Raw genomic sequence first — 14,321 nt, 5'->3', positions numbered from 1 at the left:
CGATCAGCTGTCGCAACGGAGAGCGGAGTCGGCCAGCAGTCCGGCCAGTGCCGCAGCACTGGGCAACTCATCGGGAACCACGGTGATACCAGTGCGGACGTAGTAGAAGGCGGTGCGCACCGACGACTCCGGGCACCCGCATAGGGCTGCCCAGGCCAGCCGATAGACGGCTAACTGCACGGCAGCGTGGCGCCTGGCTTCCGGCCCGCGCGGCGGCTCACCGGTCTTCCAGTCGACCACGGTGGTACCGCCGTCGGCGTCGGCGAACACCGCATCTATGCGGCCACGAACCACGGTGCCGCCGATCGGCATTTCGAACGGCACCTCGACCGCAATCGGTGTGCGAGCAGCCCATGGCGATCCGGCAAACGCCGCCCGCAGTTCGGCGAGCTCCTCGGTGTTGCTCATGTCGGAATCGGCGGCGCCGGGAAGGTCCCCGAGATCGAACAGCAATTCGGCTCCGTAGAACTGCTGAACCCAGGAGTGAAATGCATTGCCCAGCAAGGCTTGTGGGTCCGGGCGCGCCGGTAGCCGATGAGCAAGCCGCTGCCGCGCCTTGACAGGATCACGGCCCAGCTCCACCAGACCGCTGACCGACAACTGGCGCGGCAGCACGCATGCCCGCGGTTGCATCGCCCGCGCACGTTCAGTCAGTAGCGCATCGACGTCATTAACCCACCCCTCGGGGTCAGCGTCCCCGGCGTCGATCGTTTGGCCCGCGGCTGCCTCCGCCACCAGCGTGGCCCCGCGTTCGACATCACGACACCGCGCGCCCAGCGGCTCAGCCGGCCAGACGGCTTGGACCACCTTGTCCCGCAACGGGTTCCGTTCGCCTTCCGCCGGTGCGGGGGCCCACTGGTCCACAATCCCGCACGGATCGCCGGCCGCGACCGAGTGGTCAAGGATGTCTTTGACTTCACAGAGGAACTCCGATGGCCCACACGGCTTGACCCCGGTAGCGCCCCAGTGATGACCCGATATCAGCAGGGTGTTCTCAGCACGAGTGACAGCCACATACAGCAAGCGGCGCTCCTCGTCGACACGTCGCTGATCGAGCTGACCGCGATGCTCAGAGATACTGTCCGACAACTGTTTTCGATTAGTCACCGCCGAGGTGTCCAGGACCGGGATGCCGAGCGCCCCGGCCGAGGCACGGTCGCCGCGCAGTAGCGGCGGTAGCTCGCCGGGGTCGGTCAACCAGGTGCTCCGCGATGCGGTCGACGGGAAAACTCCACCAGACAGGTGCGCGACCGCCACCACCTGCCACTCCAAGCCCTTTGCTGCGTGCACGGTGAGCACCTGCACCCTGTCGCGCGCAACCGCCGGCTGCGCGGGGGGCAAACCGTTTTCCACGTCCGCCGCCACGTCCAGGTAGGCGAGCAGATCAGCCACCGACGCCTTTGCCGGCCCGTCTGCGTTCGACGACGTAGCCCGCTCGGCGTAGTTGGCTACCACGTCCGCGAAAGCATCGAGATGCTCAGTGCCGGACCACTCCGCAGTAGCGGCCGATGTGGCGCGCGCCTCGCAATCGGCACCCAGCACGCGGCGCACCTCGGCAACCAGGTCGGGCAGGCAATGGTCAAGTTGTGCCCGCAACGCGTTGAGTTCACCGGCCAGCGCAACAATGCGCCGGTACCCCACCACCGAGTACGAGTCGGCCGGACCGGGGTCAGTGATTGCGTCGGCCAGACATGGGGTGCCGGTGTCCGTACCGGCCGCTGCCGCGATCGACTCCGGCGACGGTTCGCCGGACTTCGCGCCGCCCGCGAGCATCAGCGCGCGCCGCCACAGCGCGGCGAGGTCTCGGCCACCGAGCCGCCATCGCGGACCGGTCAACACCTGCATCGCAGCGGCTCCAGCAGTCGGCTCGGCCACCAGACGCAGCATCGCCACCACGCCGGCGACCTCCGCAATGGACAACAGACCGGCCAGCCCCACCACTTCGACCGGGATTCCGCGCGAACGCAATGCATCGGCGATCGGTGCGGCATCAGCGTTACGACGCACGAGCACAGCGGCAGTCGGCGGCGCGACCCCGTCGGACCGAGCCCGCAGGTAGTGATCGTGGAGGTGGTCGGCGATCCAGTCACGCTCGGCCTGCACGTCGGGCAGCAGCGCACAATAAACCATCCCGGGCGGGGCGTCCGGGCGTGCGCGCAGTGCACGCACCGCGACCGATCGCCGGCGTGCCTCCGCGGAAATGGCGTTTGCCAGGTGCAGCGCTCGCGGCGGGTTACGCCAACTGGTCCGCAGCTCCAGGATCGGTGCAGGTGTGCCGTCCGACAGGGGGAAGTCAGTGGTGAAGCGCGGCAGGTTCGTCGCCGAGGCACCGCGCCAGCCGTAGATCGACTGAATCGGGTCCCCGACGGCCGTCAGCGCCAGCCGATCATCGATCCCGCCACCGAACAGCGACGACAAGGCGACCCGCTGGGAGTGGCCCGTATCCTGATACTCGTCGAGCAACACCACCCGGAATTGGTTTCGCAGTTCGCGACCAACGTGCGGGAACGACGCCGCCAGCCGTGCAGCAGACGCCATCTGCATCCCGAAGTCCATCACCTTCCCGGCCCGCATGCGCTCCTGCAACGCATCCAGCAACGGCACCAACTGGGCGCGCTCGTTCTGGGTGGCCAGCATCCGTAGTAACCACTGGCTCGGGCCGCGGTCGCGCTGATACGGGCCCGCCGTCAGGGTGTGCACCAATCGTTCTAGCTCGAGGTGGGTGTCGCGGAGCTGCTCGGTGTCCACCAGGTGCTCGGCGAGCTGGCCCCACAACCGCAGCACCATCGCGGTGACCGAAGCCGGGCTCTTGTGGGTAGCCAACTCGCCGGGATATCCGTTGACCACCTCGAACGCGAGCTGCCACAGCTCGGTCTCGGTGAGCAGCCGGGTATCGGGCTCGAGTGGTAGCAGCAAGCCGTAGTCGCGGAGTAACGAGCCGGCGAATGCGTGATATGTGCTGACCACCGGCGTACCCGCGGATTCGCATGCCACCAGGCCGGTTTCGAGCCCGGCCAACCGCGCCAGCCGAGACCGGACGCGACGCAGCAGTTGCCCGGCGGCCTTGCGGGTGAACGTCAATCCCAGCACCTGGCCCGGCTCGGCGTAGCCGTTGGCAACCAACCACACCACCCGGGACGCCATCGTCTCGGTCTTGCCGGCTCCGGCTCCAGCGATGACCACCAGGGGGCCCGGCGGCGCTGCGATTACGGCCGACTGCTCGTCCGTGGGCGGGAGAAGCCCTAGGGCGCAAGCTAATTCGGCCGGACTGTAGCGGTCCTTCGTCACAGCGGCGACCTGTCGTCGTGCGCGGGGCAAAACGGCCGGACCGGGCAGTTGGAGCAACTGTCGTTGCGCCGGGCGACGAACTGCGGTCCGGCCATCGCCTCGGCAGCCGCCCGGACCAAGCTGTGCCATTGAACGCGGGCGGCCGGGGTCAACGGATCCTGCTCGCGCTCAGTGGCGCCAGCGGCCCCGCTCTTGCCGGGATAGACCAGACGGGCACCGCCGGGCTCATCGCCTGCGGGCACCATGCCTTCGGCGACCGCCAGCTGGTACATCGACAGCTGCGCATGCTGTTGGGCGTCGTCTTTGCTGACCGGCGTCTTGCCGGTCTTGATATCGACGATCACCAGCCGCCCGGCGCCGTCGCGTTCGAGCCGATCGACGCGGCCGCGCAGGCGAATCTGTCCGCCATCGTCTCTGCGGGTCTGCAGAACGCCGTCCACCTCGATCTCGACACCGACCTCGGTCAGCTGGCTGCGGGTCCGGGCTCGCCACTCGACAAACGACTGGATCATCGCCCGGTGGCGGGCGAGTTCATTGGACGAATACCACCGCGCATCGAAGGGCAGCCGTTGCCAGGCCCGGTCGAGTTCGGCCAGCAGTTGAGTTTCGCTCTTGCCCGGCTCGGCAATCAGCGCATGCAGCACCGAACCGACGACGGATCGCAGCTCACGGGGATTGGTTCCCCCGTGGCGTTCGGTCAGCCACCGCAGGGGGCACTCACTGAGCTGCTGCAGCGTCGACGGCGTCAACGTGACAACGTCACCACTGCCGTAGAGCGGTTCACTGGTGCTGACCGGGACCAGGCCGTGCCAACTCGACGGGTCGGCCCCCGGCACGCCGGCCCTGGCTAACCGCGCCAATTGCGTTGCCGCACATGACCGAACGGTGTCTTCGACCGCTCCGTCAGGTGCGCACACCACAGCCCGCAAGCGGCCCACCAGCGCCGTGGCCGACAGGACACGCGGGGCCGGCTCCGGCTGCACCGCAATGGATTCACCGTCGTCCGCCCAACGGGCGATCTCGGAAAAGAATGCCGAGGGCAGTGCCGGCTCCTGTCCTCCGCTGCCGGCGTCGTTGTCGACGGCCGTCACCAGCAGCCGGTGCCGGGCCCGGCCCATCGCGGCCACCAGCAGCCGACGTTCCTCGGCCAGCAGCGGCGCTCGGGCGGAAGCGTCCTGGGTGATGCCGTCGAGTTCATCGAGCAGCCGCTGTGTGGCTAAGACGCCACCACGCGGGATTGTGTTGGGCCACAGCCCTTCTTGCAAACCGGCGATGACCACCAGATCCCATTCGTGTCCCAGGGCGGCGTGCGCGCTGAGCACCCGTACCTGTTCTTGCGGTACCGCCGGCTCGCTGTTGACGGGCGGCAGCTGCAGGGCCGCGACATGCTCGATGAGTCCGCGCAGCGACGCACCCGCGGTTCGGGAGACGTACTGGTCGGTGATGTCAAACAACGCGGTCACGGCTTCCAGATCCCGGGTGGCTTGGACACCCGCCGGGCCGCCGCGCTCGCTGGCCGTGAGCCAGCGGCTTTGCAGGCCTGAGCGATGCCAGGCCGCCCACAGCGTGTATCGCGAATCCTGACCCTGACGGTGGCAGCGCGCGGCCGCGGCGAGCACGGCACGCACTCGCCGGACCGCCCCAGCCTGCGACCCCGGCAGCGACTGGTGCGATTCAGCTTCCGGAGCAAGTGCCTGCACTAGCTGGTCAGCGAAATCAGCCGGTGAACCGTCGGCCCGCCCGCGCTGCAGCGTCCGGCGCAGCTGGCGGAGTGCGACCGGGTCAACCCGGCCGATGGGCCCGGTGAGCAATGCCAATGCCCGGTCACCGTCGAGCCCGTCAGCCGTCGCGGCCAAGACCGTGAGCAGCCCGGCCGCTGCGGGTTCCGCCGCCAAGGACCCGCCAATCGCGGGTATCGCCACCGGGACTCCGGCAGCGGCCAGCGCACGGGGCAATCGCGCGGCGGCCCGCGGCACCGACCTGACGATCACCGCCATCTGCGACCACGGCACACCATCGATCACGTGCGCGCGGCGCAGCGTATCGGCGATCATCGCCGCTTCCGCATGCGCTGACGCGGCGAGCCGCACCGAAACCGAGCCGTCCTGCGTTCCGGTGCCCTCCATATGTTTTCCGGCACTGCCGCCGGGCAGTCGCCGGGCGACGCCGCTGACGGTGCGCGCCACCGCGGGCGCACAGCGATGCGACACCGTCAAGGTCACCGAGCGGCCCCCTTCGCCAGCACGGCCCAATAAGCCGGCGGGCTCGCCGCCCCGGAAACCGAACACGGCCTGGTTCGGGTCACCGGCGACCACCGCGCGTTCGGCGCCCGCGGCCAGCACTCGAACCAACCGGGCCGCCTGCGGATCGAGTTGCTGCGCATCGTCGACAAGCAGCAGCCGGACGCGGGCTCGCTCGGCGGCCAGCAGGCCCGGATCGACCACCAACGCCTCCAACGCTGCACCGACAAGTTCAGCGGCCCCAACCGTGCGTGCCGTCGCTTGTGGCGCCGCGCCGCCGACCGCCGAGCGCAGCAACATCACCTGCTCGTACTGGCGGGCGAAGCGGCCGGCGGCGCTCCATTCGGGGCGGTCGCAGCGACGACCCAGCCGCTCCAGATCCAACGGGTCTACACCACGTTCGGAGCAGCGCGCCAATAGATTCCGCAACTCGGTGGCGAATCCGGCGGTGCTCAGCGCCGGCCACAGATGCCGTGGCCAGGCGGATTGGGAGGCCGCTGCGTCCTCGACATCGCCGGCGAGCAACTCCCGGATGATCGCATCCTGTTCGGCGCTGGTGAGCAGCCGCGGCGGCGCCTCTCCGGTACGTTCGGCGTTCCGCCGCAGCAGGGCATAGGCGTAGCTGTGCACGGTGCGAACCAGCGGCTCACGGACCGCGGACCGGCCGGAAACACTGCTCGACCGCAGCAACGCCGTCGTCAACTCGCTGCGGGCAGCTATCCCGAGCCGACCTGAACCGGTAAGCAGCAGAACCGATTCCGGATGAGCACCCGCGGCGATATGCGCAACGGCGGCCTCGACCAGCAGGCTGCTTTTACCGGTCCCCGGGCCGCCCAGGATACGGACCAGGCCGCGCGATCCGGGCGCAAGAAGCTCATGTGCCTCGGTAGCCCAGTTGAATGACTTGAATGACACAGCCGCATGCAACCATGAGGGTCTGACAACCGCGGGTTGCACGAGCGGGTGCAGGCTACCCGGTCGAGCGTGCATCTACGGCGGCGACCCGCCCCAGTGGCCAGTGCCCTCAGTACGCGGTGCAGAACGGCAATGCCCCGGCCGCAGCCTAGCCAACAACGGCTACCGGCCCGAAGTTGCCGGCGGCAGGCAACCGTTGTTGGTCACGTCGAATTCGTCACGCCGAATTCGTCACGGCTGCCAGCGGACCGGCCCCGCCCACAATGGGGCACCATCGTGTGCAGAGTCCTTGCGGTTGACTGGGATTCGAGTCGACAGCTGGCGTTGCTTCACGCCGGCAGCGCGGTCGTAGTCGTGACGCAGCTGCGGGTCACGCAGCAACCGGTAGGCCGCCAGAACCTGTCGCAGCCGTTGGTCGGCACCCGGGTTCGATTGGCCCGACCGCATGTCCGGGTGACACCGCCGCAATTGGCGACGGTATGCATGGGTGATTTCGGTCGGTGTTGCCGTCGGCTGCACGCCGAGGATTGCGTACGGATCAATCATGGAGTAGCACCGCACCTTTCGTGAGTGACGGCGGGTTGCTGCTGGAAGTGGGCGCGCCGTTCGGGCACGCCCACTTCTACCGGCTCCCTCCGCACAGCCTCACCTCAACCAGGATGGGTGGCAATGCGCTGCGGTTACGGACTCAGTCGCGCGTCGATTGTGGGGACGGACGGCACGGAGGGCCGCAAGCGTCACACAGATGTCAATCCGGCGTCATCACCTCCTCGTCGAGATCCATTGCGACATTGGCGGCAACGAGCGCCGTCAGGCATTGATCGGCGTGCGCTCACCGTTGTGGCTGATCTCGATACGACGCGGTTTGGCCTTCTCCGCGATCGGAATCGTCAGGCGCAACACGCCATCGTGGTAGCCGGCCTCGATTCTGTCGGTGTCGAGAGTGTCACCCAGGAACAGCTGCCGACTGAAGACGCCGCGCGGTCGCTCGGCAGAAACCATCTCGCGCTCGCGAGTGACATCAGGGCGCTCCGCACGCACCGTGAGCACGTTGCGTTCGACGTCGAGGTCGAGTGAATCCGGGTCTACCCCCGGCAGGTCGAATTCGACGATGAACTGGCCTTCCTCTCGCCAGGCATCCATCGGCATGACGGCCGGGCGCGCCGGCGTACCCAGCGCCTGCTCGGCCCAACGGTCGAGCGCACGGAAGGGATCTGAACGCATCAACATCATATTTCGCCTCCTAATCGCAACGATTATCTATGTTGATGGTCACAGGTTTTTATCTACCACCTCAGCCGGTCAAGTGCAAGCATTCCGGCCATTTTTTTCGGCGATTCAGAGTCCGCATCTCGTCTCGATTACCCTGGTGTACACCGTATTTCGGCGGCGGCCAATCCGGCGGCGGCCGGATCAGACCACCCAGTGCCGCGCGCCTGAGATGGCCCGAATCAACGGGGCGGCGAAGTGACCCGTCGGGTGGGTGGCACAATGCAGGTAACCGGTCGCCAGTGGTCTTGAACGGCTGATCGGGAAGTTCTGGGAATCGCAGCCAGCGGCCGCCAACGCCCAGCGGCAGTGCGACACCACCAGACCGCAGGCCAGGCTGCAGGCCAACGAGACCGGCTAGCCGCCGGAGAGCTACGGCAGGAGTATCGATTATGGGCAATGCCGACGCATCAGGGCCGCAGGATCAGGTTCCCGAAGCGGACGCGGCAGAGCAACACCGCCCCGTCGATTTCGACGACGAAGCGGGGTTGGACACCGCCTACCTGAGCGACGCCGCGGACCGCGAAGCCAACGAGGCCGACGTGATCGATCAGGCCTACGTCGTGCCGCTGTCGGACGACGACTCGGACCTCGACCGCTAGCCGCCGTCGCACCGAGCGCCCTTCGACGACCGGCAACGATCCGGCCTGGCACCATCGACACGTGACCGCCGACCTCCACGTGAACCGCTATGGTCCGCCCGGCCCGGTACAGATGCTGGCACTTCACGGATTGACCGGACACGGCCAGCGCTGGCAGCACTTGGCCGGGTACCTGCCCGAAATCACCGTTGCCGCCCCCGATCTGATTGGTCACGGCAGGTCGTCATGGGCCGCGCCGTGGACCATCGAGGCCAACGTCTCGGCGCTGAGCACCCTGCTCGACGACGACAGCGGCCGCGCGGTGGTGGTCGTTGGACATTCGTTCGGCGGCGCTGTTGCGTTGCATCTGGCGGCAGCTCGCCCCGACCTGGTAGCCGCCCTGCTGCTGCTCGACCCGGCGGTGGGCTTGAACGGCGGGTGGATGCGCGACATCGCCGAGGCGATGGCCTCCTCCCCCGACTACCCGGACCCCGGAGAAGCCCGCCAGGAGAAGGCGACCGGCTCATGGGCGGACGTGCAACCCGAGGTCCTCGACGCAGATCTCCGCGAACATCTGGTCAGGCTGCCCAACGGACGGTACGGCTGGCGCGTCTGCCTGCCCGCCATGATGTCGTATTGGAGTGAGTTGGCCCGCGACATCGTGCTGCCGCCGGCTGGAATGCCGACGACGCTGGTGCGCGCAACCCGGACGTCGCCCCCGTACGTCAGTGATGACCTTGTCACGAAACTCCGGAGAAGATCGGGACCCGACTTTGCCTTGCTCGACTTCGAGTGTGACCACATGGTGCCCCACGCCAAGCCGACCGAGGTCGCTGCGCTGATCCGACAACACCTGGGAACGCCCTCGCCATGGCACCGGTGACCGACGAGCAGATCGAGCGGGTGCGCGCGTTGGTTGCCGCCATACCGCCCGGCAAGGTTGCGACCTATGGTGACATCGCCGATGTAGCTGGACTTTCCAGTCCGCGCATCGTCGGCTGGATCATGCGGACCGACTCCGCGGATTTGCCCTGGCACCGGGTGATCACCGCCTCCGGGCGCCCGGCGCGGCATCTGACCTCGCGGCAATTGGAATTGTTGCGCGCCGAGGGTGTCCTCAGCACCGACGGCAAGGTCGCACTGGCCCAGGTGCGCCACGAGTTCCCGCGGGCTTTCAGAGCATGAGGCGGACCAGCGCTGCGGTCCGGGCCAGACCGGGAAATGCGTCGGCAGTCGAGCGCGGGTGAAGGGCATGCACCGCCAACCGAAACATCAACGCGCGCAATAACATCTGCGGCCATTCCGGTAAAGCGCTCCACCGCTCGACAAGTCCGTCGTCGGCTTCTCCCCACGACAGCGCATCGACGACGACCACCCCGGCCGCCCACGACGCGGGCCGCCAGTAGGGCGTGATGTCGGTGATCCCCGGCGCCGCAGCTCCCACAAACAACACCGTGCCGTAAAGGTCCCCGTGCACTACCTGGTTGGGGCTCCTGGTCGGCTTACGCAGGGTGGCAAGCTGATTGATCAGATCGATCGATCGCTCGCCATCGGCCGTCGACGGGGACGACCAAGCGCCGGGCGGAATGGACTGTAAAGGCCGCTCCTCCCACGCCGCACGATCGGCGGCGATGAAGACATCGATTTCCGCCCATGGCGTCGTGGGCCCCTGGGTCAGGAAACGTGGCCGTTCGAGCTTGCTGGTGGCTTCGTGCAGGCGCACCGCCGCCGAGACAACTTCATCGTGGCGCGGCTCCGGAGTGCCGGCGACGAAAGTGTCTGCCCGCCAGCCGGAAACCACGTACCGGCCGTCGGTCGAGCGAACCGGGCGGGCCAGGCGGACCCCGTCGACAAACAATGTTTCACGCACTCGGGCCGACCAAGCCGCGCGGGCGTGGTCGGCCACCATCGACAACACGACTTCGCCGCACCGCCACCCGCCTTCCCAGCTGGACCCCAGCGAGGCGGGCTGCACACCGGTCAAACCAAACGCCGCCAGCACGTGCTCGGGCGGTGGCTCGACATTCACACGCGTCAGCCTAATAGGGCGATGCTGCGGGTCGACACGACCCGCTGCGGAGCCCGACAAATCCACCACAGTAGAGATCATCAGGTGTAGCGGGTGTATCCGGCTCAGTACATCACCATGTCGGGCTGCATTTGCCTGGCCCAGGCCACGATGCCGCCCTGCAAGTGGACCGCATCCGAGAAACCCGCCTTCTTCAGCGCGGCCAACGCCTCCGCGGAACGCACACCCGTCTTGCAGTAAAGCACCGGCATCCGGTCCTGGGGCAGCTTGGCCAAACCCTCGCCCGATTTGATGGACGACTGCGGAATCAGTGTCGCGCCATCGATGTGCACGATGTCCCACTCCACGGGCTCGCGGACGTCGATCAGCGCCAGTTTCTTACCGGAGTCCATCAGCGCGCGCAATTCCCGCGGGGTGATCGTCGATCCGCTGACCGCGTGCGCGGCGTCGTCGGAAACCACGCCGCAGAACTGCTCGTAGTCGACCAGTTCGGTGATCTTGGGCGTCGACGAATCCTTGCGGATCTTGATCGTGCGATAGGTCATCTCCAGCGCGTCGTAGATCATCAACCGGCCCAAAAGCGTCTCCCCGAGCCCGGTGATCAGCTTGATCGCTTCTGTTCCCATCACCGACGCGATCGACGCGCAGATGATGCCCAACACGCCACCCTCTGCGCAGGACGGAACCATGCCGGGCGGCGGCGGCTCCGGGTACAGGTCGCGGTAGTTGAGCCCAACCCCGTTGGGCGCATCCTCCCAGAACACCGAAACCTGGCCCTCGAAACGGTAGATGGAACCCCACACGTATGGTTTGCCAGCCAGGATCGCGGCGTCGTTGACCAGATAGCGGGTGGCAAAGTTGTCGGTGCCGTCCAGGATCAGGTCGTACTGCCTGAACAGGTCGACGGCGTTGCCGGGCTCGAGCCGGTACTCGTGCAGTTGCACGTCGATCAACGGATTGATCGCGACGATCGAGTCACGTGCCGACTGGGCCTTGGACCGTCCTATGTCGGCAACGCCATGAATGATCTGGCGCTGCAGGTTGGATTCGTCGACGACGTCGAAGTCGATGATGCCGATGGTGCCCACACCGGCGGCAGCCAGATAAAGCAGCGTCGGTGATCCGAGCCCGCCGGCGCCGATTACCAGTACGCGCGCGTTCTTGAGTCTCTTCTGCCCGTCGACGCCGAGGTCGGGAATGATGAGATGGCGACTGTATCGGGCCACCTCTTCACGGCTCAGCGCTGGTGCGGGCTCAACTAGTGGCGGCAGCGATGTCGACACCGAACATCTCCTCGGTCATCCTTGCGATTCGGTTTGTGCAGGCAGGTTGTGCCTGAACGGTCTGGGCCTCGTCTCCACGTCTGGGACCCATCACAGCAGCTGTCCGAATCGACGGCAATGAGGTCAACACCGAGACCGGCGTTGTTGTTTCCCGGAGTCCGCATCGACATCGCCGGCGCGCTGCGATGACGTTTCATGTCCGAAGCCAGCATGGGCGGCGGTCAAGCGATGGGGTACGGCCAGGGATTGAATCGGCAACTCTTGCCGTCCGCCTTCACCCACTCGGGGTCGAACTTTGCCGCATCGTCATCGGACGTGGAGAACGTCTGCTGCATCATCACCGGAGCCAGGCCGCCCTGCTTGTCACACGGCTCGTGACGCAGGTACCCGATTGCATGGCCGACTTCGTGGTTGATCACGTACTGCCGGTAAGACCCGACATCTCCTTCGAACGGGACGGCTCCTCGCACCCAACGAGCCTCGTTGATGAAAACACGCGCTTGCCGGTCCGCGCCGAATGATGGGTTGTAGCAAGATGTTTCGAGCCGAAACTCGTAACCGCAGCCTTCCCGAACGGTCAGCGGCGACACCAACGAAACGCGGAAATCGGGCTTTGCGTTGTCGGTCCCGTCGATGCGCACGAACGCGAATTGCGGATCGTGGGTCCAGCCCTTGGGATTGGCCAGCGTCTGGTCAATCATCTGGGCGAACGCGGTGTCGCCGCCGTACATCGTGGGATCCAGCCCGTTCTCGATCTCGACGGTGTACCGGAACACCTTTGCCCTACCCTGCCCCACCTGCGGCGTCGTCCCCGAAACCACGCGCCACGACTTTTCGCCCGCTTCGGTGAAGGGGCCACCGTCCGGCAGTGTCCCGGCCGGCAAATTGGCATCGAATGCGACCAGCCCGCGCGGCGGGGTGTCGATGATCGAGGTCCCCACCGAACCGATGGAGGGCGGGTCGTGAATGGTAGCGGCCACCGCCGACTTCGGCGACGCCGTCCCCGTCACCGTTTGATACACCACCACAGCGGTGAGCACGACCAGGATCGGCAGCGCATACGCGCGCCAGCCGTAGGTCGACACGAACCGCCCCAGCCAGGATTGTTTGCGCCATTGGCGTGGCCGGTCGCGGTCAGCTCGAGGCCGTCCGGCACCCTGACCGAGTGGGTCACGCTGGGCCCGCAGCGGTTCACGCCACGGCTCCCGCAGCACCGGCACCCGAGCGGTGCTGCCGGGCGGGCGGGTGGACGTCATTTCCCCAGGATGGCACAGTCGGCCGTGACTGCCACTCCTGGCGCGCCCGAATCTGCCGCCAGACGCTGCGCAACCAGCGTCGACGGCGTTAGTTCCGATTGGCGCCCGCCTCGGTAGTAATGTCTTGCGATAAACCGTGCGGGCGCGGGGATGGCAAGTTGCCCGCGAATCAGCGCGACCAGATTGAGGACCGATGAGCGATCTCGCCAAAGCCGCGCAACGGCGTGCCGTCAGATCGGCCGACCGCATGCGGCCAGTGGAGGTTCCGGCCCCGAACCGCAAAGGCAATCGGCTGCCCCGCGATGAGCGCCGTGGCCAGTTGCTTGTCGTAGCCAGCGACGTCTTTGTCGACCGCGGCTACCACGCCGCCGGCATGGACGAGATCGCCGACCGCGCTGGTGTCAGCAAGCCTGTTCTGTATCAGCACTTTTCGAGCAAGCTGGAACTGTATCTGGCGGTACTCAAGCGGCATGTGGACAACCTGGTGTGCGGCGTCCAGCAGGCGCTGCGTACCACCACCGACAACCGCGGGCGGCTCCACGCGGCGGTGCAAGCGTTCTTTGACTTCATCGATCACGACGGCCAGGGGTACCGGCTGATCTTCGAGAACGACTACGTCACCGAGCCCGAGGTCGCCGCTCAGGTGCGCGTTGCCACCGAATCATGCATCGACGCGGTGTTCGCCCTGATCAGCGAGGACTCGGGGCTGGACCCCCACCGCGCCCGGATGATCGCGGTGGGCTTGGTCGGGATGAGCGTCGACTGCGCCCGGTACTGGCTGGACTCCGACCGCCCCATTTCCAAGTCGGACGCCGTCGAGGGCACGGTGCAGTTCGCCTGGGGTGGTCTGTCGCACGTGCCCCTTGCCCGCTCCTAGCTCCGCGCCGCCTCCGCGCCGATCCCGAAGCCGACCCGCCGGGCGTCGGCGACTCCGATCTCGACATAGGCGATCTTGGTGGCGTCGATCAGGAACCGGCGGCCGCGGTCGTCGCTGAGGCTCAACAGACCCGAATCTTCGCGCAGCGCCGCGCCGACGAGTTCTTCAACCTCATCGGGGGTCTGCGTGCTGGCGAAGACCAGCTCGCGCGGACTGTCCGTGATACCGATCTTGACCTCCACGGGGGCCCCTTCCGTTAGTAATTGAAGTCGCAGGCGTTTCAGCAGCAGGCTAGTAGACGCCGCCAGTGCGGGCCGCACCCGCGGCCCGGTAGCGCCATCATCACGATTGGGTCTAACTCGGATCAACACGCCGATCGGCGCCGGAGCAGCACCGCAGGCGCCGATAACATCGGCCTCATCAGCAACATGTATCACACCCTGCACGAGCACTCTCGCGACGTCCGGGACTACCCGGACGAGGACAGCCATGCCGCCGAAACCGGCTACAGCGACTACAACGGCTACAGCGGACACAGCGGACACAGCTACAGCGGACACAGCGGACACAGCGGACACGACAG

The 14,321-nt window shown here is 67.0% G+C and carries 12 protein-coding genes; 4 read left to right on the top strand and 8 right to left on the bottom strand.

Going from position 1 to position 14,321, the window contains the following annotated elements; translation table 11 throughout:
- Nucleotides 1–3: 3 nt before the first annotated feature.
- The 4 genes from EET13_RS07010 to EET13_RS06995 all read right to left on the bottom strand — a co-directional run bounded on the left by EET13_RS07010 (nt 4) and on the right by EET13_RS06995 (nt 7,676).
- A complete protein-coding gene (locus EET13_RS07010) occupies nt 4–3,288 on the bottom strand; it encodes an ATP-dependent helicase (RefSeq protein WP_244603801.1) in 3,285 nt (1,094 codons plus the stop codon).
- Nucleotides 3,285–6,443 carry an ATP-dependent helicase gene (locus tag EET13_RS07005; protein WP_244603800.1) on the bottom strand — a complete coding sequence of 1,053 codons (3,159 nt, stop codon included), beginning with the start codon at nt 6,441–6,443 and terminating at the stop codon, nt 3,285–3,287. The genes EET13_RS07010 and EET13_RS07005 overlap by 4 nt, the downstream gene beginning before the upstream one ends.
- A gap of 231 nt (nt 6,444–6,674) precedes the next feature.
- Nucleotides 6,675–6,989 carry a J domain-containing protein gene (locus EET13_RS07000; RefSeq protein ID WP_122441589.1) on the bottom strand — a complete coding sequence of 105 codons (315 nt, stop codon included), beginning with the start codon at nt 6,987–6,989 and terminating at the stop codon, nt 6,675–6,677.
- A 264-nt stretch (nt 6,990–7,253) separates the two neighbouring features.
- Entirely contained in the window at nt 7,254–7,676 is a 423-nt protein-coding gene (locus tag EET13_RS06995) for an Hsp20/alpha crystallin family protein (protein WP_122441588.1), read from the bottom strand.
- Nucleotides 7,677–8,104: 428 nt separating this feature from the next.
- Between EET13_RS06995 and EET13_RS06990 the strand changes: the two genes are divergently transcribed.
- From EET13_RS06990 to EET13_RS06980, 3 genes are all read left to right on the top strand, one after another.
- On the top strand, nt 8,105–8,314 hold the full coding sequence (locus EET13_RS06990; protein WP_122441587.1) for a hypothetical protein: 210 nt from the start codon (nt 8,105–8,107) through the stop codon (nt 8,312–8,314).
- 61 nt (nt 8,315–8,375) lie between these two features.
- Nucleotides 8,376–9,176, top strand: a complete 801-nt coding sequence (locus tag EET13_RS06985; protein ID WP_122441586.1) for an alpha/beta fold hydrolase — start codon at nt 8,376–8,378, stop codon at nt 9,174–9,176.
- Nucleotides 9,164–9,478: an MGMT family protein gene (locus EET13_RS06980; protein WP_122441585.1), complete on the top strand. Its 315-nt coding sequence runs from the start codon at nt 9,164–9,166 to the stop codon at nt 9,476–9,478. The genes EET13_RS06985 and EET13_RS06980 overlap by 13 nt, the downstream gene beginning before the upstream one ends.
- Here EET13_RS06980 and EET13_RS06975 read toward each other — a convergent pair.
- From EET13_RS06975 to EET13_RS06965, 3 genes are all read right to left on the bottom strand, one after another.
- A complete protein-coding gene (locus EET13_RS06975; protein ID WP_168990702.1) occupies nt 9,468–10,322 on the bottom strand; it encodes a TIGR02569 family protein in 855 nt (284 codons plus the stop codon). The two genes, EET13_RS06980 and EET13_RS06975, sit on opposite strands and share 11 nt — an antisense overlap.
- 104 nt (nt 10,323–10,426) lie before the next feature.
- Nucleotides 10,427–11,605 (bottom strand): adenylyltransferase/sulfurtransferase MoeZ, encoded by a 1,179-nt coding sequence (moeZ, locus tag EET13_RS06970; RefSeq protein ID WP_122441583.1) that lies wholly within the window; start codon nt 11,603–11,605, stop codon nt 10,427–10,429.
- A gap of 221 nt (nt 11,606–11,826) precedes the next feature.
- Complete coding sequence (locus EET13_RS06965) at nt 11,827–12,861, bottom strand: DUF3152 domain-containing protein (RefSeq protein ID WP_122441582.1); 1,035 nt, start codon at nt 12,859–12,861, stop codon at nt 11,827–11,829.
- A 193-nt stretch (nt 12,862–13,054) separates the two neighbouring features.
- Here EET13_RS06965 and fasR point away from each other — a divergent pair, with 193 nt between their 5' ends.
- On the top strand, nt 13,055–13,738 hold the full coding sequence (gene fasR / locus EET13_RS06960; protein ID WP_023371728.1) for an HTH-type transcriptional activator FasR: 684 nt from the start codon (nt 13,055–13,057) through the stop codon (nt 13,736–13,738).
- Here fasR and EET13_RS06955 read toward each other — a convergent pair.
- Entirely contained in the window at nt 13,735–13,980 is a 246-nt protein-coding gene (locus EET13_RS06955) for a DUF3107 domain-containing protein (protein ID WP_122441581.1), read from the bottom strand. The two genes, fasR and EET13_RS06955, sit on opposite strands and share 4 nt — an antisense overlap.
- Between the last annotated feature and the right edge of the window lie 341 nt (nt 13,981–14,321).

Source organism: Mycobacterium attenuatum (assembly GCF_900566085.1).
Classification (GTDB): domain Bacteria; phylum Actinomycetota; class Actinomycetes; order Mycobacteriales; family Mycobacteriaceae; genus Mycobacterium; species Mycobacterium attenuatum.
This window is presented reverse-complemented; position numbering and strand designations above follow the sequence as displayed.

Coding starts and splice junctions, on each gene's coding strand:
- EET13_RS06980 (WP_122441585.1), top strand. CDS start 9,164: ATGGCACCGGTGACCGACGAGCAGATCGAGCGGGTGCGCGCGTTGGTT.
- EET13_RS06965 (WP_122441582.1), bottom strand. CDS start 12,861: ATGACGTCCACCCGCCCGCCCGGCAGCACCGCTCGGGTGCCGGTGCTG.
- EET13_RS06995 (WP_122441588.1), bottom strand. CDS start 7,676: ATGATGTTGATGCGTTCAGATCCCTTCCGTGCGCTCGACCGTTGGGCC.
- EET13_RS06990 (WP_122441587.1), top strand. CDS start 8,105: ATGGGCAATGCCGACGCATCAGGGCCGCAGGATCAGGTTCCCGAAGCG.
- fasR (WP_023371728.1), top strand. CDS start 13,055: ATGAGCGATCTCGCCAAAGCCGCGCAACGGCGTGCCGTCAGATCGGCC.
- EET13_RS07000 (WP_122441589.1), bottom strand. CDS start 6,989: ATGATTGATCCGTACGCAATCCTCGGCGTGCAGCCGACGGCAACACCG.